Origin of the sequence: Bradyrhizobium mercantei (assembly GCF_001982635.1) — a bacterium.
In the GTDB taxonomy this organism is placed as follows: domain Bacteria; phylum Pseudomonadota; class Alphaproteobacteria; order Rhizobiales; family Xanthobacteraceae; genus Bradyrhizobium; species Bradyrhizobium mercantei.
Genome location: NZ_MKFI01000011.1, coordinates 66579 through 84956, shown reverse-complemented (window position 1 = coordinate 84956; position 18378 = coordinate 66579). Strand labels below are relative to the sequence as shown.

Sequence of the window (18378 nt, the reverse complement as noted above, 5' to 3'; positions counted from 1 at the left end):
TGACAATGTTACTGACCGGTACGTATACAGGCCGCATCGCAATACGTACCGGTAAGTAACATGCTCGACACATCCCTTCAAGCCGCCCCCGTCCGGAAACGCCCGTTCGGCCAGAACTACGCCTTCGTCGTCGTCGCCGTGATCTTCCTGGCGCTGCTCGCCTCCGCCGGGCTGCGCGCGACGCCGGGCGTGCTGATGCTGCCGCTGCAAGGGGCGTTCGGCTGGGACGTCGGCGTGATCTCGTCGTCGGCCGCGGTCGGCATCTTCCTCTACGGCCTCGCGGGACCGTTCGCCGCCGCCGTGATGCAGCGCTTCGGCATCCGCCGCACGGTGCTCGGCGCGCTCGTGCTGATGTCGGTCTCGACCGGCATGAGCTACTTCATGACCGCGCCGTGGCAATTGTTCATGAGCTGGGGCCTGCTGTCGGGCATCGGCTCGGGCGCGGTCGCCAACGTGCTCGGCGCCACCATCGTCAATCGCTGGTTCACCACCAATCGCGGCCTCGTCATGGGGCTTCTGACCGCGTCGACCGCGACCGGCACCCTGATCTTCATGCCCGGCCTCGCGGCGCTGGTGGCATGGGGCGGCTGGAAGCCGGTGGTGCTGACGGTCGCCGCATGCTGCGCGGCGCTGGTTCCGCTGGTGTATTTCCTGGTGCCGGAGCGGCCCGCATCCGTCGGCCTGCGCTCGTTCGGCAGCGCGCATGACGATCAGCCCGCGCCGCCCGCTGTCGGCAATCCGTTCACATCAGCGATCAGCAACCTCGTGCGCGCCGCGCAGACGCGGGCGTTCTGGTTCCTGTTCGCCACCTTCTTCATCTGCGGCTTCACCACCAACGGCCTGGTCGGCACCCATCTGATCGCGTTCTGCGGCGACCACGGCATCGTCGAGGTGCAGGCCGCAAGCCTGCTGGCGCTGATGGGATTCTTCGACCTGTTCGGCACCACGCTGTCGGGCTGGCTCACCGACCGGTTCGATCCGCGCAAGCTCTTGTTCTTCTATTACGGGCTGCGCGGCCTGTCGCTGATCTACCTGCCCTACTCGGATTTCTCGCTTGTGAGCCTGTCGGTGTTCGCGGTGTTCTATGGTCTCGACTGGATCGCGACCGTGCCGCCGACGGTGCGGATCGCCAACGAGGCGTTCGGCGACAAGAACGCGCCGCTGGTGTTCGGCTGGGTGGTGGCGGGCCATCAGTTAGGCGCCGCCTGCGCCGCGTTCCTCGCCGGCTTCGTGCGCTCGGCGCAGGGCGATTACCTGCAGGCCTTCATCATCGCAGGCGCAACCGGCATCGTCGCCGCCGTGCTGTCGCTGATGATCGGAAGGCGGCCGGCACAGCCGGTGCTCGCCGCGGCATGAGGCGGCGCCGGCCTCACGCTAGACCTTGTGCACGGCGTTGTCGCCGGTGGTGACCTTGATATCGGCATAGCGACAGGCGCCGTGGCGGCGCTGAAACGGCGCCACGGCCAGCAGCCAGATTTTCGAGATGGCCTTTGCCGAGCCGCCGATATGGGCGGCGTAGTCTGCCGCGATATCACGTTCCTGCGTTTGCCAGGTTCCGAGATCCGCCTTCCCGGAACGGACGATCATATGCGTCTCGATCGCTTTCCAGGCAGGCAACGGGCACTGGAAGACCTTGCCTTCAGGCAAATGCTCGCTCCAGATGTAGGTCAGATCCTGCCCGTCTTCGAACTTCACGCCGATCGAAAGATAGTCGTGGGTCGCAGCCTGGTCCTCCGCGACGACGCTTGGCAGTTGGTCGATTTTCCAGCGCCATGCGAGCCGCGGACCGGAGGCCAACGCAAGCGACAGCGGCCGCTCGATGATGCTGACGTGGCCCGTGGTGTCGCAGATGATCTCGCCGTCGGCACCCTGGCTGAACACCTCCTGTCCGCCTCCAAACCCGAGCAGGTTCGACCAGCCCGCCGGCAGCTTGCCCCCACGCTGAAGACGCGCGAGTTCTGACTTGAGCAGACCGCCGACGTCGCCATGCGTCAGCAGACTCCTGACGCCCGCAGCGGCATCGCCGCGCCACAGCAGTGCGATCCCGGTGATCTTGACATCCGCCTTCTTGTAGATGTCTTCCGGCGTTCCCAGCGCGCCGTCTTCATTGGCCCATTCCGCGGCCGAACGCGCGACCTCGATCCGTCCATCGTGGAAGGCGGTCATGGTCCCGGTATCGAGCATCGGATTGTAGATCGGCCGCTGCCCGCGCGTGCGGGCGTGGAAGACGAGGCCAGGACCGAACCAAAGATCGTGTTCGCGCGACAGCCACATGCGACCACCCAAAAGGAACGTCATCTGTTGGCCTTGCGCCGCGTCGAGGCCGAGATCGGTCCACGGCAGATCGGCGCCGTTGATCTCGAAAACCCTGGAGGCCACGAGCTCCGGCGTACTCGCCCTGGCAATGATATCCTTGATCCCGCTCACCAGGTCCGCTGCAGCCGGCCCGTTCTGCTCTGCCGCTTGCGCCGGGCGCAACGCAGGCCCGGCAAAGGGCAGCACCAGACCGAGCGCCGATGCGCGCAACATCGCATCACGTCGGGAAATTTTCCCGATGCGGCCGGCTGGGGACGACAAGCCAAAACCAAGACAATCGAAGCACATGCATTCCTCCCTGGTCCCGTTCGTCGCCGGCGTTCGGCCGTGTTCATCGATGGGATTTCGAATGCTATGCTTTCGCTGCGAATTCAGCCTGCCATGATGTGCCGACGTGGCAGCAAATTTGGCGCGTGAGGGCAGATGCACCAGACTGGTTACACTCGCGCGAGCACGCTTGGTCCGATCGCGGAGGTCGTGACGGCGGCCGGTGGATCGATCGCGCGGGTGTTTCGCCGCGCCGATCTTCCCCTCGGCTTGCTCGACGCGCCGGACACGCTGCTGCCGCTGCGCGATCATTTCCGGCTGTTGATGGTGACCTCGCGGGAATTGCACGACGAAGTCTTTGCAGTCCGGCTCGGCCGCCAGACGTCGATGTCGGGGCTTGGAATTTTCGGCCGATGGGTGGCCCAGGCCCCGACCTTGCTCGAGGCGATCCACCGCGCCGGAACGAGCCTGCCGCATATGCTGCAGAACGCCACCCGGCTGGTCGTCCGCCGCCATGGCAGCGAAATTCATTGGGCGTATGAATTGACGGAGCCCGCGCGCGACGGGCGCCTGCAGAACGAGATGCTCGCCATCTGGTACATGATCGCTGTCGTCAGGCATTTTGCCGGCGCCTGCTGGCTGCCGAGCCGGATCATCTTCGCCGACCTGCCGCACCGGCTGCGATGTCCGATCGGCGCGTTGACGTGTACCGACACGGTTAGCGGCAACGCCGCCAGCGCGATCGTGTTCGATCGGCGGCTGCTGGCGGCCGTCAATCCAAATCTCGGCGAGGGCGATGGACTGCGCGCCAGTGAGCTCGGACGCATCTTCGACCTGCCGGATCCGGCAGACCTGCCAGGCCGTCTCTCCGTGCTGATCGAATTGGAACTACTCGGCCGCCGTCCGACCCTTTCGAGCATCGCAAGCCGATCGGGCCTCACACCACGAACATTGCAGCGCAAGCTCAGCGAAGCCGGACTGAGCTATCGTGACCTGCTGCGAAACGCGCTGCAGCGACGCGCAGTGACGTTGTTGTGCCAGAAGGACCGCTCGATCGGCGAAATTGCGTCAATGCTCGGTTATGACGACCCCGCCCACTTCAGCCGGGCCTTCGAGCGCTGGAGCGGGGCTGCTCCCAGCCGCTGGCGGCGCCTGCTTGAATCACGCGTGCGGCCGGAAACCAATGGCTTGCGAGGATGATTGGCGCTCCCTAGGGGAATCGAACCCCTGTTTCAGCCTTGAGAGGGCCGCGTCCTAACCGCTAGACGAAGGGAGCGTTGAGAGGGAAGGCAATAGCCTTGAAATCCCCCCGCCGCAAGGTGCCTTGTGCATTGCGGCGGGGATTTTGTCATCCATGCTTACCGTGCCGTGCCCATGGTTTCGCCACGGCACGGGTCCCGAACCGGCCAGGCCCGGCGCGTCTCCTCCGCACGGATACAGCGATGCAGCCGCCGATTGCATGACACCCACCTCAGGATGTCATGTCTGCGTCGTGCACGGCGGCCCTGCTTTCGCCAAACGGCAACGGCAAAACACCTGTCTGTGAAGTCACCCGGCGCCTTCCTCTGCTAACATCGCAGCCCTTCACCATGCTGCGCCCGGCAAGGCGCTCGAGAAGCGAGAGGAGTGCTTGGAACAAAGCGCAGAACCTTGGCGCACGGCAATTTGGCTCACCAACATCTTCACCGACAATCTTGGCAAAACAAACATCAGCGGCCGCAGGCGATGGAAGACGTTCCGCACCTCGCGCCGCACCCGGTCAATAGCTTAGGCAGAGCGAGGACAGACCATGATCAAACTAAAAATCAACGGCCAGGAACAAAATTGGGACGGCGACCCGGATCTTTCGCTGCTGTGGTATCTGCGTGACGAAGCCGGCCTCACCGGCACCAAGTTCGGCTGCGGCCAGGCGCTGTGCGGCGCCTGCACCGTGATCATCGACAAGGAGGCGGTGCGCGCCTGCATCACCTCGGTGTCCGACGCGGCCGGCCGCGAGATCACCACCATCGAGGGGCTGCATCCGACCGGCGACCATCCGGTGCAGAAGGCCTGGCGCCAGGTCAATGTTCCGCAATGCGGCTACTGCCAGGCCGGCCAGATCATGCAGGCGGCGGCGCTCTTGGACCAGAACCCGAAGCCCAGCCACGACCAGATCCGCGAAGCCATGTCGGGCAATATCTGCCGCTGCGGCTGCTATCAGCGGATCGAGAATGCCGTGCATCTCGCATCGACGGGGGTGTGACATGAATATCCGCACCAATCCGAACAAACTTCGCGGCTTCGAGAAGCATGTGAAGGTCGAGAATCTGTCCCGCCGCAGCATCCTGAAGGGTCTCGGCATCGCCGGCTCCTTCGTGCTCGCCGCGCCCGTGATGACCCGCCAGGCCTTCGCCTATGAGACCGGCGCCGGCAAGATGCCGCACGGCGTCGTGGTCGACCCGCGCGTGTTCGTCGCGATCGCGCCGGACGGCACCGTCACCATCCTGGCGCACCGCTCCGAGATGGGCACCGGCGTGCGCACCAGCCTGCCTTTGATCGTCGCCGAGGAGATGGAGGCCGACTGGTCGCGCGTCCATGTCCAGCAGGCGCATGGCGACGAGGTCAAGTTCGGCAACCAGGACACCGACGGCTCGCGCTCAACGCGGCATTATCTGATCCCGATGCGCCAGATCGGCGCCTCGGCGCGTTCCATGCTGGAGGCCGCCGCCGCCAAGAAATGGGGCGTGCCGGTCACTGAAGTGAAGGCGCAGAACCACGAGGTCGTGCATTCCGCGAGCGGCCGCAAGATAGGCTTCGGCGAACTCGCGGCAGATGCCGCGAAAGAGCCGGTGCCCGATATCAAGAGCCTCAAGCTGAAGGACCCGAAGGACTTCCGCTATCTCGGCAAGGGCCAGGTCTCGATCGTCGATTTGCACGACATCACCACCGGCAAGGCGCATTACGGCGCCGACACCCGGCTGCCCGGCCTGAAATACGCTGTGATCGCGCGTCCGCCGGTGACCGGCGGCAAGGTCAAGTCGTTCGATGACAGCGCCGCGCTGAAGGTGCCGGGCGTCGAGAAGGTGATGGAGGTCAAGGGCTGGCCGTGGCCGTCCAAGTTCCAGCCGCTCGGCGGCGTGGCCGTGATCGCGCGCAACACCGGCGCCGCGATCAAGGGCCGCGACCAGCTCAAGATCGTCTGGGACGACGGCGCCAACGCCAAGTATGACTCCGTCAGCTATCGTGCCTCGCTCGAGGAAGCCGCGCGCAAGCCCGGCCTCGTCGTGCGCAAGGAAGGCGATGTCGATGCGGCGCTGAAGAGCGCCGACAAGGTGATAACAGGCGAATATTATCTGCCGCATCTCGCCCATGTCAGCATGGAGCCGCCGGTCGCGGTTGCCGACGTCAAGGGCGACAAGGCCGAGATCTGGGCGCCGGTGCAGAGCCCCGGCGGCACCCGCGAGGATGTCGCCAAGACGCTCGGGATTCCCGAGGACAATGTCACCGTCAACGTGACGCTGCTCGGCGGCGGCTTCGGCCGCAAGTCGAAATGCGACTTCGCGCTGGAGGCGGCATTGCTGTCGAAGGAACTCGGCGCCCCGGTCAAGGTGCAGTGGACCCGTGAGGACGACGTCCATCACGACTTCCTGCACACCGTCTCGGTGGAACGGATCGAGGCCGGTCTCGACAAGAACGGCAAGGTGATCGCGTGGCGGCACCGCAGCGTGGCGCCGACCATCGCCTCGACCTTCGCCGCCGGCGCCAATCACGAAGCGCCGTTCGAGCTCGGCATGGGCCTGATCGACAACCCGTTCGAGATCGCCAATCTGCAGTGCGAGAATCCGGAAGCGGCGGCGTTCACGCGCATCGGCTGGTTCCGCTCGGTCTCCAACATCCCGCGCGCTTTCGCGGTGCAATCCATGGTCGGGGAAATCGCGCATGCGACCAACCGCGACCAGAAGGACATGCTGCTGGAGCTGATCGGATCGCCGCGGATCGTCAACCTGTCCTCGGTGAAGGATCCCTGGAACTACGGCGAGCCCTATGAAAGCTACCCGATCGATACCGCGCGGCTGCGCAAGGTGGTCGAGCTGGTCGCCGAAAAGGGCGAGTGGGGCCGCAGCGTGCCGAAGGGCCACGGCCTCGGCATCGCCGTGCATCGTTCCTTCGTCAGCTACATCGCGACCATCGTCGAGGTGGCGATCGACGACAAGGGTCAGCTCAAGGTGCCGCGGGTCGACACCGCGATCGATTGCGGCACTTACGTCAATCCGGAGCGGATCCACTCGCAGATCGAGGGCGCAGCGATCATGGGGCTGAGTCTCGCCAAATACGGCGAGATCAGCTTCAAGGACGGCAAGGTGGAGCAGAGCAATTTCGACGACTTCCCGGTGATTCGGATCGACGAGTCGCCTGCGATCACCAACGTCTACATCGTACCGCCCGGCGCCGACACGCCGCCGAGCGGCGTCGGCGAGCCCGGCGTGCCGCCGTTCGCACCGGCGCTGATCAACGCGATCTTCGCCGCCACCGGCAAGCGCATCCGCGCGCTTCCGATCGGCAAGCAGCTGGAGACCTGAGGAACGTTAGACAAGGCGGGCAGTTCTCATCGATCCACTGGAGCAGATCGATGAGAACCCCAACTCGGAAATTCGGGACGCTCGCGGCAACCCTGTCCGCGGGCGTCTTTCTTTTTGCCGCGCAGGCGTCGGCGCAAAACACGTCGCCGCCGAGCACGACGGCAACGCGCCCGGCCAAGGTGCTGCCCGACCAGACCTCGGCGCCGAGCAATGCGCCGCCGGCGACCACCGGCCAAACCACCGGTGAGACCAGCCGTGATCCGACCATCAAGAAGATGAACGACGACGAGAAGCGGAAGGTCGACAGCAAGGGCAAATAGCCCGTTGCCGCATAGCCTGGCATACATATTAGTACCCGCCGTCATTGCGAGCGTAGCGAAGCAATCCATGTTTCCGCTCGTGGCGCTATGGATTGCTTCGCTTCGCTCGCAATGACGTGGATAGAACTGGGCGGACCGGGAAGCGGCGGTCTCCCCAGCCGCCGCTTCCCGATCGCATCGCCCCCTGTCGGTCAACCATGGAGCCGGAGCTTCGGTCCTGATTTGGTCAGAACCGAGGCTCAAGTCGTGCGTCTACTTCTTGTCGAGCGCGAACACCCAGATCACGCCGCCTTGCGGGACGTTGTTCTCGAAGCCCTTGACCTTGCCGGCCAGCGCATCCTGGATGCGCTGGGCGTCGACGCCCCAGCCCGACTGGACCGCGATGTACTGCGTTCCATCGACCTCATAGGACATCGGCATCGCCATGATGCCGGAGTTGGTCTTCTGCTCCCACAGCAACTCGCCGGTCTTGGCGTTGAAGATGCGGAAGGCGCGGTCGTTGGTGCCGCCGGCGAGAACCAGATCGCCTGCGGTTGCCGTCACCGCGCCGAACAGCTGCGACGTCTTGTAGTCGTGCTGCCAGACCTTCTTGCCGGTGACCGGATCCCACGCCTGCAACTCGCCGAAATGATCGGCATTCGGCGCGGGGATCAACCCGATGTCCTCCGGCTTGGTGCCGAGCCAGAGCTGGCCGGGGACCAGCGGTTGCTTCTCGCCGGTGAAACCGCCGCAGAAGTTTTCGTTGGCGGGAACATAGACGAGCTTGGTGTTCGGGCTATAGGCCGCCGACGGCCAGTCCTTGCCGCCCCACAGCGACGGGCAGAACTCGACCCGCTTGCCGAGCACCGGCTTGTGCTCGGGATCGACGATCGGCCGGCCGGTCTCGGCCTCGATGCCCTTCCAGACGTTGGTCTTCACGAACGGCCAGCCGGCGACATAGTTGATCTTGTCCGGCTTGCGCTCCAGCACCCAGAAGATCGCGTCGCGTCCGGGATGCACCAGGCTCTTGAACGAGCGTCCGTCGCGCTGCATGTCGATCAGCATCGGCGCATCGACCTCGTCCCAGTCCCAGGAATCGTTCTGGTGATACTGGAAATGGGTCTTGATCTTGCCGGTGTCGGGATCGAGCGCGAGCACCGAGCTGGTGTAGAGGTTGTCGCCGGCATGCATCGAGCCGGGCCATGGCGCGGCGTTCCCGACGCCCCAATAGACCGTCTTGGTGTCCTTGTCGTAGGTGCCGGTCATCCAGGCCGATCCGCCGCCCGACTTCCAGTCGTCGCCGCTCCAGGTCTCGTGACCGGGCTCGCCCTCGCCGGGAATGGTGAAGGTGCGCCAGAGCTCCTTGCCGCTGCTCGCGTCATACGCGGCGACATAGCCGCGCACGCCGAATTCGCCGCCGGAGCCGCCGACGATCACCTTGCCGTCGACGGTGAGCGGCATCAGCGTCATGTACTGGCCCTTCTTGTAGTCCTGGACCTTGGTGTCCCAGACCACCTTGCCGGTCTTGGCGTCGAGCGCGACGACGTGGTCGTCGGTGGTGGCGAGATAGAGCTTGTCCTCCCACAGGCCGACGCCGCGGCTGGTCGGATGCAGCTGGAACAGATCGTCGGGAAGCTGCCGCTTGTAGCGCCAGTACTCCTCGCCGGTCTTGGCATTGAGCGCGATCACCTGTCCCATCGGGGTCGCGACGAACATCACGCCGTTGTTGACGATCGGCGGCGCCTCATGGCCCTCGATCACGCCGGTCGAGAAGGTCCAGGCCGGCTTGAGGTCCTTGACGTTGGAGGTGTTGATCTGGTTGAGCGGACTGAAACCCTGTCCGTCATAGGTCCGGCGATAGAGCATCCAGTTGCCGGGTTCGGGATTTTCGAGACGTTGAGACGTCACCGGACTGTAGTTTTCGATCGGCCCCGCGACGGCATAGGTCGAAATGAGGCACGTGAACGCGACACAACTCGACAGTAACCACTGCTTGCTTGTCATGAGATGCTACCTCCCTGCTCTGTTCTATTTTTTCAGTTTTATTTAGATCATGCAGAACTCCCGGTGCGGCCTCATCCTCCCTGCTGAGCACCCACCTTCCCGACGAATGGCGCTGCGACCGTGATCGCGCCGTCGGCCACCGTCAGCGGCAATGCCGCGAGGCGACGTGGCGCCGGCCCGAACACGACCTGCGCATTCTGCCGCGGATCGTATTCGGAGTTGTGACAGAGGCATTTCAGAACTTTTTTGTCGCCCTGCTCTTCCTTCACCCAGGCGGTGATCGGACATCCGGCGTGCGAGCAGATCACGGAGTAGCAGACGATGCCGTCGGGCGCGCGGGCGCGCGTGGCGTCGTCGAGCTCGTTGGGATCGAGCTTGACCAGCACGACCTCGTTCAGCCGCGAACCTTTGCGGATGACCGAGGTCTTCGGGTCCTGCGGCCAGGCGCGAATGGGCGGCCCGCCCAAGGTCAGGTCATCCGACTTGATGACCTGGCCGGCCTTGTCGCCTTCAGCGCGCACAAGCTGATCAGCTTTTTGCGGTCGCTCACTGGCGCCGGGCTGATCTTCATCGTCGGCGGCCGCGGGCTCGATCGCGGCGAGACAGGCGCAGCTCGCGAGCGCGGTCAACACCGCGCGGCGCGTCGGATCGGTGCACGACCCCACTGCATCGGAGTCACCGGACTGTGCGATGGAAGCGTTGGGGTTGGGTTGCGACATGGCGCAAGCTGAACGTGCAACTCGGCCGAAAAGATGGCGGCACACCTTCTCGATGCGCGAACGCATGCGCAAAAATTACGCTGCATCTTTTGGTTGATCGACGACGCGGCTTCGCGACTGCGAGCGTCAGGGCTCGTTGACGAAGCTCAGCCTGCCGGCAGGTTTCAACGTCTTTGCATCAAATGTGCGGATCTCTGTTGCACCGCCTATATCGAGCGTGATGAGCAACCGATCGCCGACGACGCCGGTTGCGACGATGCGGGCGCCCTTCGGCAGCGCAGCAGTGACATCGGATACCGAAACGGGGCTTCCCTCGCTGCGATAAAGGCGGTAGCCGATGGCAATCAATACGACGGCCACGGCCAATGCCGAGGTCAGGCCCGCGATCAGCATCATGCGCCGCACCCGCGCGATCAGCGCGGCCTGGTCGGGGGTCGGTTCGGTCACAGCGGTGTCGGTCATCACAAGGCTCTATATCTTTGCATCAAGTATCTTCGAATGGCGGTCGGAAGCTGGAGGTCATCGTCGCGGGCGACGAGGGCTCGGCCCGGCTTGACCGCGTACTCGCGCAGCGCACTCCGGAGCTGTCGCGGTCCCGGCTGAAGGCGCTGATCCTCGCCGGTTCCGTGACCGTCAAGGACGCCATCGTCCGCGACCCCGCTTATCATGTCGCCAAGGGCGATACGATCACAATCGACGTGCCGGAGGCTGCTCCCGCCGAGCCCCAAGGCGAGGACATCGCGCTCGATATCGTGTTCGAGGACGACGACATCATCGTCATCGACAAGCCGAGGGGCCTGGTCGTGCACCCCGCGGCCGGCCACGCCAGCGGGACGCTGGTCAACGCGCTGATCGCGCATTGCGGCGCGAGCCTGTCCGGCATCGGCGGGGTCAAGCGGCCGGGCATCGTGCACCGCCTCGACAAGGACACCACGGGACTGATGGTGGTCGCCAAGAACGACCAGGCCCATCAGTCGCTGACCGCGCAATTCGCCGACCACGGCCGCACCGGCCCGATGGAGCGCGGCTACATGGCGTTCGTCTGGGGCGTGCCGAACCGGCCCCACGGCACGATCGATGCGCCGATCGACCGCCACCCGCATGCCCGCGAGAAGATGGCCGTGCGCCAGGGCGGCCGCGAGGCGATCACCCATTTCGAGGTGCTCTCGAGCTTCGCCGGCCGCGACGGCAAGCCGGTCGCCTCGCTGCTGGCCTGCCGGCTCGAGACCGGACGGACCCATCAGATCCGCGTCCACCTCGCCCATCTCGGCCACCCGCTGCTCGGCGACAGCGTCTACGGCCCGCACTTCAAGACCAAGGCCGGCCATCTCGGGCCGGAAGGTAAGGACGCACTCACCGCCCTCGACCGGCAGGCGCTGCATGCGTATCTGCTGGCATTGGAGCACCCAAGGACCGGGGAACTTTTGCACTGGGAAGCGCCCTTGCCGGAGGATTTGCTTCTCCTGAAACGGGCGCTGGAAGCGGCGGTATGACGCACCCCTCCCGGAAAAGCCATGCTATGCCAACAGGTTATAGCTGGCACACGGGGACGTGACGTCAGCAATCCTTCCCTATCACGGACAGTTTGGTGTATGTTGCACCTGCGCTGAATATCCAGCGCGGAACATCGCAGCATGGCCGGCTTTAACCCAGCGGCCACCTGCCGGGCCCGCCGCTATCGGGGGTCTGAACCACTGGAGGGCGCTCGAATGGCCCGTACAGCTACGTTACCGGTCCTCAACGGAGAATCCGGTCTTTCCCGTTACCTCGCCGAGATCCGCAAGTTCCCCATGCTGGAGCCCCAGCAGGAGTACATGCTCGCCAAGCGTTGGCGCGAGCATGACGATCGCGACGCGGCGCATAAGCTCGTCACCAGCCATCTCAGGCTCGTGGCCAAGATCGCCATGGGCTATCGCGGCTACGGCTTGCCGATCTCCGAGGTCGTCTCGGAAGGCAATGTCGGCCTGATGCAGGCGGTGAAGCGATTCGAGCCCGAGAAGGGCTTCCGTCTCGCCACTTACGCCATGTGGTGGATCAAGGCGTCAATACAAGAGTACATTCTGCGTTCCTGGTCGCTCGTGAAGATGGGCACCACCGCGAACCAGAAGAAGCTGTTCTTCAACCTGCGCAAGGCGAAGAGCAAGATCTCCGCGCTGGAAGAGGGTGATCTCCACCCCGACCAGGTGAAGCTGATTGCCAAGCGCCTCGGCGTGACCGATCAGGACGTGGTCGACATGAACCGCCGCCTCGGTGGCGACGCGTCGCTCAACGCCCCGATCCGCGACGACGGCGAAGCCGGCGAATGGCAGGACTGGCTGGTCGACAACTCGCCCAACGCCGAAGCCCTGATGGCCGAGAGCGAGGAGTTCGATCATCGCCGCCAGGCCCTCAACGGTGCGATCGGCGTGCTCAACCCGCGCGAACGCCGCATCTTCGAGGCGCGTCGTCTGGCGGATGAGCCGATGACGCTGGAAGACCTCGCCGCCGAGTTCGGCGTGTCGCGCGAGCGCGTGCGACAGATCGAGGTCCGCGCGTTCGAAAAGGTGCAGTCGGCCGTCAAGGGCACGATCGCCCGGCAGGAAGCAGCTCTCGAAGCCGCGCACTAACCGCGCGGCACACGAGCCAACAGACACGAAAGCCGGCGGCAACGCCGGCTTTTTTGTTTTGGGCAGTCCGCAGGATGCGGTCGAGCGCAGCGATGCGATAGGTGATTGACACCAAGCTGCCTCTAGGTGAGATTTTGTGACGGTTGATACGACCTGCTGGTTGCACCCTCACGGGAACGGTGAACGTATCGAGCCCTCTATTGGCTTTCCTTTGCCCGAGCGACCGGGTCAGCAACGCAACCGCCTGGCACGCCTGGTTCGCTCCAGTCAAAGGACGAAGTCATGCGCGATTTTCGCGATGCAAAAGCCATGGCGCGTACCTTGCGCGCTTCCCTGACTGCCAAGACCGTCGCCATCAGCCACGGCGAGAGTCTGGAACTGGTCTCGAAAATGCTCGGCGTCGCCGACTGGAACACGCTGTCGGCGGAGATCCAGGCGAGCCGCGAGGGACCGTTGGTCGCGGCCGCAACACACGCCACGGAGGCGGGACGCCATCCCGCCATGCCGATCCGGGATTTCGTGCCGTTCCCCGGCGAGATCGCGCCGCTTTACGCCAGCAGCGCCAAAGCCACTCAGGCGCTTGGACGGGCCTTTCAGGGTGCGCGGCCGATCATAGTCGCGATCCAAAGAAGCTCCGACGTCGATGAGCCCGGACGCAGTGATGTCTGTGACGTCGGTGTTCTTGGTAGCGTCCTCACCCTCGACCAACTGGCCGACGGCAGATGGAAGGCGCTGACCCAAATCCATCGGCGCATCATGATCAAAGATTTCATCGGAGAGGCGGACAGCTATGTCGCGGAGGTCGATGATCTCGACGAACAACCTGCTCCGGATGTGCCGTACCTGATCCTGTCAATCAAAGCGTATTTCATGGCTCATTCGTTTCGAGATGCAATAAAGCGAGGTTATCCGCGTGAGCCGCAAATCAAGCCGCCGTTCGAACGGGTCCGCGATGCTGGCCGGCTCGCCGACATGATTGCATCGCATATCGAGCTTTCAATCGCGGACAAGCGAGTGCTGCTCGCGACCCTCGATCCCGTAAGGCGGCTCGAAAGGGTCGGGGCCTTCCTGCAGGGGAACGCTTGAGGTCGGCCCGGTGGGTCAAGCGGTTGGCAGCGATACCCATCATCCCACCGCGCGGCGCGAGCTTGATGGGTATCGCGGAGTTTATCATCGGGCCCCGCGTTGCGCGGACCCGTTGGCTCCACCCATCCTACGTGGCAGATCCTTGGCATGACACTTTGGCACGCACCGCGATCTGGCTCCGCTGCCGATCAATGTCGCATTAGCCCGGGGCGGACAAAAGCGCGCTCTTGGCCATGTCGGCCATGGGCCAACTGCGGACAGCATTGTCCGTAGATGGTTTGGTCGAGTATGTTCAACTTATGGTTATATTCGGCGAGGATAATTGAATGTTCGGCTGGCTGCGGCGGGCTCCCGCGCCTCCTACGGAGCAACAGCGCCAGGTGTGGCAGGCATTGTCTGAGTATCCGCCTTATGCGCCACCCGAATGGGATCTAGATACGAAGTCGCTGCGCGATGCGAACGTGGAGTACCAAAAGTACTTTTTTGACAGCAAGCCGCTGCGGCTCGAAGCGTTGCGCGCTTTTCTTGCGAAGTTTGATATCGCATTGGGTTTCGACGATGCGGGCATCAGGGCGGTATCCGCCTGGATGCCTCAGTACGCGGATTTGCTCGTCCGTAACCTCGGTGACCATTTTACCAACGAAGCATATTGGGGGTTCTCGGTCCCGTGGACAGGCGCGCTGGCCGGCCTCAATCCCATATTTGATCTCGGCATCTACCATGCCGAATGCCTTTGGTCGCGACGGACGAAGCTGAAATGGATCGTGGCGCGCGGTCCTCAGAAAGAGGTATCGACGCATTTTATCTCTGGTCTTCCGGGCACTGGAAAGTTGTTCTGTCCGATGACCTGGACATACGTGCACTGCAGTAATATCCGCAATTCAAAGGAACTAGCGCGAAAGCGCTTCCCAGGTGCCGCCGCTTCGTTGGACCTCAAGGGCGACACCCTCTATCGTCACATCCTCTCCAAAACTCCGCCGGGCCGAAGAAGCCGCAGGCTGTAGGGTGTGGGTCGCGCCCAGCGACATCTGCCGCGGCGGCATGTAAGGGAAAGAAGTTATGAGTTGGCTCAAATACGTCTGGGCCACACTTATTGGTTTTGCGGCGATGACAATATTCACCGCCACGACCGCCTTTTTGATCCTTTGGCTGACCACTTCGCGATACGTTGCGCATAGCTGTGCTCATATGCCGATCAGCCCTAACGATTGTGGCGGATGGACCGCATTGGGATATGCAATCACGGTCCTTGCAGGGTGTGCTGTTGTCGGCTTGTTCATAGGGACGACTGTGGGGACGATGGTCGGCATCGCTTTTTGCCGACAACATCAAACCTGAACCCAACCACCGCGAACTGAGTCGCCCCCTGAACGTTGAGATTAGTCCGTAGGATTGGTCGAGCCGGCAGCCACCGGGCTTGGTACAGCCAAATTCGGCAGTCTTGGTCCTGTTCTTATGACCAGGCGCAACGCATCTATCCGTTGGCGCCAGCGACCGGAGGGATCCATCGGGATTAGTGCTCCGGTCAATGCGGACAGCGCAGATCGCAAGCGCGGAGTCTGGAGTTCCGCACTGCTTGGCGTTTGTTGATAGGCGGCGCTTTCGTGCTCCCTGCAACATTTTCACCAACGAGACAAATGATCGAGGAGATAGTTCCCATGAAGGCGATCGTTGTAACGGACCAGGCCGCGGGAACGGCCGGGATGAAGTTGGTGGAGCGGCCCGAGCCGAAGGCGGCGATCAACGACGTCGTCGTTCAGGTTCATGCGTCGGGATTTGCCCCGACCGAGCTGGCATGGCCGTCGACCTGGACCGATCGCCTCGATCGTGACCGGACACCGTCGATCCCCGGGCACGAGCTGGCCGGAGTGGTCACCGCGCTTGGATATGGCACGACGGGACTGTCGGTGGGCCAGCGGGTGTTCGGCCTCGCGGACTGGTATCGCGACGGCACGCTCGCCGAGTATGTGGCGATCGAGGCCCGAAACCTCGCGCCGCTGCCGGGCGACGTCGACTTCACGGTGGGCGCGAGCCTGCCGATCTCGGGTCTGACTGCATGGCAAGGGCTGTTCCAGCACGGCCGCCTTCAGACGGGGCAGCGCGTCCTCGCACATGGCGCGGCCGGTGCAGTCGGATCGATGGTGACGCAACTCGCACGCGAGGCCGGCGCCTACGTCATTGGCACCGGACGCTCCGCCGACCGTCAGACCGCGCTCGACCTGGGCGCGAAGGAGTTCGTCGACCTGGACCATGACGCCCTGGAAGACGTCGGCAAAGTCGATCTCGTATTTGATGTCATCGGCGGTGACATTCAGAAGCGGTCCGCAGCACTCATTCGAGCCGGAGGAACACTGGTGACCATCGTCGGGCCACCCGAGGCACGGCCCTCCGGCGGACTTGCGGTCGACTTCGTCGTCGAGGCGGATCGTGTCCAACTGAGTGAGATCGTCCAGCGGGTGCGCGACGGACGACTTCGGACCCACATCGGCAAGGTCGCATCCCTCGACGATGCCGTCGCCGCCTTGAATCCGACCAAGCGACGCAAGGGAAACACCATCATTTGCGTTCATCGCTGAGCGACGCGCCGATTGATGCAGCCCGTAGGATGGGTGGGAGCCAACGGGGCTGGCTTTTGGCATGGCCGCAGGAGCACCGACGCGCTCTTGGCCATGCCGGCCAAGGGCCATGCGCTCATTCAAGCCAGTCGAGAGCGAAATTAGCTTGCCTTGCTCGGAGTCCTTTAGCACTCTCAGGCAAGGAGGCCGATGCATGAAAATAATGACCGTCGTGTGCGCTCTCGGAGCGGCCTTGGTGCTGTGCAACCTCGGGACGTCCGGTGCTGAAGCCCGAACGCGGAAGGCACAGGTCGTTCATGAGCCAAGAAGGGTTATCATCCCGGGGCCCGTGATAAGGCCAACTCCGTGGGACTATTATATTGTTCCACGATATCGTTATCGTCCTGAAGACGACCGCGTCGATCCAAACGGCCCGCCCGTGGTGTCGTTGTGGCGCCTCTATGAGGGGTGGCGGTGGCCGTACTGGTATTGAACAGTCTGTAGGATGGGTGGAGCCAGCGGGTCCGCGCAACGCGCGGCCCGATGATAAACTCCGCGATACCCATCATCCCACCGCGCAGCACGAGGTCGATTGGTATCGCTTCGCTGCAGCCATCCTACGGGGCTACATCGCGATTTGCACACGGGAAAGCGGACAAGATAGGCGCTCTTGGCCCTGTCGGCGAAGAGCCACAAAGCGATCTCCGACTGCGGCTCAATCACCGGCAAGCTTCTGCCCGACGGCGTAGAGCTTGCAATCGCCGCCACGCGTGTTGATCTTGCATTTTGTCAATGCGGGCTCGCGTGCCTCTGTGCTGGTGCGGCCAAACCCACTACCGCAGCCTCCCATTGCGCTTACCGCGAAGGCCTTGGCGTCATCGGGATTGGAGAGATAGTCAGCGAAGGCTTTCTGACAAGCGGCAATTGCCCCCGGCGGGCTCGGCAGCTGAGCAAACAGCGGTGGCTCAACGACGGATTTGGTTGGAAGGCCGAGCTTTTCAAGGAGGGGCTCAACGGACGGAAACCAGTCGTCTGCCGGTGCCAAGGCGACGGTATCATGGCCGTTCGTTCCAAATGGCGGCAGCACGTGCAACTGCCCGGGCGCACCGCCGGCGGTATAGGCGGTGAACATGCGGCGCGCCAAGTCAGGACCGTAGAATTGATCATTCTCAGCATAGAGCCAAAGCGCCGGAATTCGTGCCGCGCGCCCTAATGCTGCTACCGTGTCAACCAAGCGCTCGGACGAACACGGCTGCTCCGGCGCCGAGAAACTGTGCCACCCGCCATCAAAATTTACGACGCCAACGATCCCCGGCATGTTCTGTGCGGCAGCGGCCGTCACGGATAATCCCCCCACGGAATGACCGAGCAAGACGACATGATCAGCGTCAACCCATGGCTCGTTACGCAGTGAAGCGACTGCTGCAACGACATCCTCGCCGGAAGCGCGCACGGCGGGGAGATAATCGCAAGCCTGTTGCAACCGCTCGGAAAATCCTCCCCCTGATCGGCCATAGCCACGGCGCATGACCGAGACGACGGCGTATCCTCGCTCAGCAAAGGCGACAGCCGCCTTGCTGTAGGTGACGGGAGAGCGGTTGAGGATTTCACTAAAGAACACATCGCCGGAGGCCCCCGGCATGCCGTGTGTGATCACCAGGAGAGGAAATTTGCCGGGACGATCAGGACGGACCACGAAACTTTCGAGGGACAATTTGTTGCCGGATATGACCACGGGCAACATCACATGCCCACTGATCAACGGCCCGTCGCCCGCACGGGCGGCCGTATTGAACAACATCAGCAGCAGGGCAAGAAGGCGCATGCAGCGAAGCTTAAGGCGCCGCATCCAGGCTGTCATTAGCAACGGTGCGAGACTTGGGCCGGCTCGTCTTACGGACACAATCGCACACAAGTTGACTTCATCTGCAATTTGATTTCGCTGTGCCCGTGCACGCTGGACGATG

At 63.5% G+C, this 18378-nt stretch carries 16 protein-coding genes and 1 tRNA gene; 11 read left to right on the top strand and 6 right to left on the bottom strand.

The genetic code is table 11. The features are described from left to right. Window positions 1–60 precede the first annotated feature (60 nt). Complete coding sequence (locus tag BI327_RS37575) at window positions 61–1356, top strand: MFS transporter (RefSeq protein WP_076866535.1); 1296 nt, start codon at window positions 61–63, stop codon at window positions 1354–1356. An 18-nt stretch (window positions 1357–1374) separates the two neighbouring features. Here BI327_RS37575 and BI327_RS43850 read toward each other — a convergent pair whose 3' ends face one another. Next, window positions 1375–2166: a DUF3047 domain-containing protein gene (locus BI327_RS43850; RefSeq protein WP_394329912.1), complete on the bottom strand. Its 792-nt coding sequence runs from the start codon at window positions 2164–2166 to the stop codon at window positions 1375–1377. Between the two features lie 573 nt (window positions 2167–2739). Between BI327_RS43850 and BI327_RS37565 the strand changes: the two genes are divergently transcribed. After that, complete coding sequence (locus BI327_RS37565) at window positions 2740–3783, top strand: helix-turn-helix domain-containing protein (RefSeq protein ID WP_076866531.1); 1044 nt, start codon at window positions 2740–2742, stop codon at window positions 3781–3783. Window position 3784: 1 nt separating this feature from the next. Here the strand turns inward: BI327_RS37565 and BI327_RS37560 are convergent. Beyond that, window positions 3785–3859: transfer RNA gene (locus BI327_RS37560), tRNA-Glu, on the bottom strand. Window positions 3860–4372: 513 nt separating this feature from the next. Here BI327_RS37560 and BI327_RS37555 point away from each other — a divergent pair. The 3 genes from BI327_RS37555 to BI327_RS37545 are packed head-to-tail and all read left to right on the top strand — an operon-like array spanning window position 4373 to window position 7462. Beyond that, on the top strand, window positions 4373–4825 hold the full coding sequence (locus BI327_RS37555) for a (2Fe-2S)-binding protein (RefSeq protein ID WP_076866529.1): 453 nt from the start codon (window positions 4373–4375) through the stop codon (window positions 4823–4825). 1 nt (window position 4826) lies between these two features. Further along, the gene (locus BI327_RS37550) at window positions 4827–7142 is read left to right on the top strand and encodes a xanthine dehydrogenase family protein molybdopterin-binding subunit (protein WP_076866527.1); all 2316 of its coding nucleotides are present in this window, start codon (window positions 4827–4829) and stop codon (window positions 7140–7142) included. Window positions 7143–7192: 50 nt separating this feature from the next. Continuing rightward, the gene (locus BI327_RS37545; RefSeq protein ID WP_076866525.1) at window positions 7193–7462 is read left to right on the top strand and encodes a hypothetical protein; all 270 of its coding nucleotides are present in this window, start codon (window positions 7193–7195) and stop codon (window positions 7460–7462) included. Window positions 7463–7714: 252 nt separating this feature from the next. Here BI327_RS37545 and BI327_RS37540 read toward each other — a convergent pair whose 3' ends face one another. The 3 genes from BI327_RS37540 to BI327_RS37530 all read right to left on the bottom strand — a co-directional run bounded on the left by BI327_RS37540 (window position 7715) and on the right by BI327_RS37530 (window position 10626). After that, window positions 7715–9445 carry a methanol/ethanol family PQQ-dependent dehydrogenase gene (locus tag BI327_RS37540; RefSeq protein WP_076866523.1) on the bottom strand — a complete coding sequence of 577 codons (1731 nt, stop codon included), beginning with the start codon at window positions 9443–9445 and terminating at the stop codon, window positions 7715–7717. 71 nt (window positions 9446–9516) lie between these two features. Further along, window positions 9517–10164 carry a QcrA and Rieske domain-containing protein gene (locus BI327_RS37535; RefSeq protein ID WP_076866521.1) on the bottom strand — a complete coding sequence of 216 codons (648 nt, stop codon included), beginning with the start codon at window positions 10162–10164 and terminating at the stop codon, window positions 9517–9519. Between the two features lie 126 nt (window positions 10165–10290). Beyond that, window positions 10291–10626, bottom strand: a complete 336-nt coding sequence (locus BI327_RS37530) for a hypothetical protein (protein WP_076866519.1) — start codon at window positions 10624–10626, stop codon at window positions 10291–10293. A 50-nt stretch (window positions 10627–10676) separates the two neighbouring features. On the opposite strand from BI327_RS37530, the gene BI327_RS37525 reads away from it, so the two are divergent. From BI327_RS37525 to BI327_RS37500, 6 genes are all read left to right on the top strand, one after another. Next, entirely contained in the window at window positions 10677–11657 is a 981-nt protein-coding gene (locus BI327_RS37525; protein ID WP_076866740.1) for an RluA family pseudouridine synthase, read from the top strand. 216 nt (window positions 11658–11873) lie between these two features. Beyond that, the gene (rpoH, locus tag BI327_RS37520) at window positions 11874–12770 is read left to right on the top strand and encodes an RNA polymerase sigma factor RpoH (protein WP_021077401.1); all 897 of its coding nucleotides are present in this window, start codon (window positions 11874–11876) and stop codon (window positions 12768–12770) included. Between the two features lie 282 nt (window positions 12771–13052). After that, window positions 13053–13856, top strand: a complete 804-nt coding sequence (locus tag BI327_RS37515) for an LON peptidase substrate-binding domain-containing protein (protein ID WP_083742379.1) — start codon at window positions 13053–13055, stop codon at window positions 13854–13856. A gap of 326 nt (window positions 13857–14182) precedes the next feature. Further along, entirely contained in the window at window positions 14183–14860 is a 678-nt protein-coding gene (locus BI327_RS37510) for a hypothetical protein (RefSeq protein WP_076866515.1), read from the top strand. A 55-nt stretch (window positions 14861–14915) separates the two neighbouring features. Next, window positions 14916–15194 carry a hypothetical protein gene (locus BI327_RS37505; RefSeq protein ID WP_076866513.1) on the top strand — a complete coding sequence of 93 codons (279 nt, stop codon included), beginning with the start codon at window positions 14916–14918 and terminating at the stop codon, window positions 15192–15194. 320 nt (window positions 15195–15514) lie between these two features. After that, on the top strand, window positions 15515–16432 hold the full coding sequence (locus BI327_RS37500) for an NADP-dependent oxidoreductase (RefSeq protein ID WP_076866738.1): 918 nt from the start codon (window positions 15515–15517) through the stop codon (window positions 16430–16432). A 694-nt stretch (window positions 16433–17126) separates the two neighbouring features. On the opposite strand, the gene BI327_RS37490 is transcribed toward BI327_RS37500, so the two are convergent. Then, window positions 17127–18236, bottom strand: a complete 1110-nt coding sequence (locus BI327_RS37490) for a dienelactone hydrolase family protein (RefSeq protein ID WP_076866736.1) — start codon at window positions 18234–18236, stop codon at window positions 17127–17129. Between the last annotated feature and the right edge of the window lie 142 nt (window positions 18237–18378).

Coding starts and splice junctions, on each gene's coding strand:
- BI327_RS37515 (WP_083742379.1), top strand. CDS start 13,053: ATGCGCGATTTTCGCGATGCAAAAGCCATGGCGCGTACCTTGCGCGCT.
- rpoH (WP_021077401.1), top strand. CDS start 11,874: ATGGCCCGTACAGCTACGTTACCGGTCCTCAACGGAGAATCCGGTCTT.
- BI327_RS37540 (WP_076866523.1), bottom strand. CDS start 9,445: ATGACAAGCAAGCAGTGGTTACTGTCGAGTTGTGTCGCGTTCACGTGC.
- BI327_RS37535 (WP_076866521.1), bottom strand. CDS start 10,164: ATGTCGCAACCCAACCCCAACGCTTCCATCGCACAGTCCGGTGACTCC.
- BI327_RS37510 (WP_076866515.1), top strand. CDS start 14,183: ATGTTCGGCTGGCTGCGGCGGGCTCCCGCGCCTCCTACGGAGCAACAG.
- BI327_RS37545 (WP_076866525.1), top strand. CDS start 7,193: ATGAGAACCCCAACTCGGAAATTCGGGACGCTCGCGGCAACCCTGTCC.
- BI327_RS37500 (WP_076866738.1), top strand. CDS start 15,515: ATGAAGGCGATCGTTGTAACGGACCAGGCCGCGGGAACGGCCGGGATG.
- BI327_RS37555 (WP_076866529.1), top strand. CDS start 4,373: ATGATCAAACTAAAAATCAACGGCCAGGAACAAAATTGGGACGGCGAC.
- BI327_RS37575 (WP_076866535.1), top strand. CDS start 61: ATGCTCGACACATCCCTTCAAGCCGCCCCCGTCCGGAAACGCCCGTTC.
- BI327_RS37490 (WP_076866736.1), bottom strand. CDS start 18,236: ATGCGCCTTCTTGCCCTGCTGCTGATGTTGTTCAATACGGCCGCCCGT.
- BI327_RS43850 (WP_394329912.1), bottom strand. CDS start 2,166: ATGACCGCCTTCCACGATGGACGGATCGAGGTCGCGCGTTCGGCCGCG.
- BI327_RS37550 (WP_076866527.1), top strand. CDS start 4,827: ATGAATATCCGCACCAATCCGAACAAACTTCGCGGCTTCGAGAAGCAT.
- BI327_RS37505 (WP_076866513.1), top strand. CDS start 14,916: ATGAGTTGGCTCAAATACGTCTGGGCCACACTTATTGGTTTTGCGGCG.
- BI327_RS37565 (WP_076866531.1), top strand. CDS start 2,740: ATGCACCAGACTGGTTACACTCGCGCGAGCACGCTTGGTCCGATCGCG.
- BI327_RS37530 (WP_076866519.1), bottom strand. CDS start 10,626: ATGACCGACACCGCTGTGACCGAACCGACCCCCGACCAGGCCGCGCTG.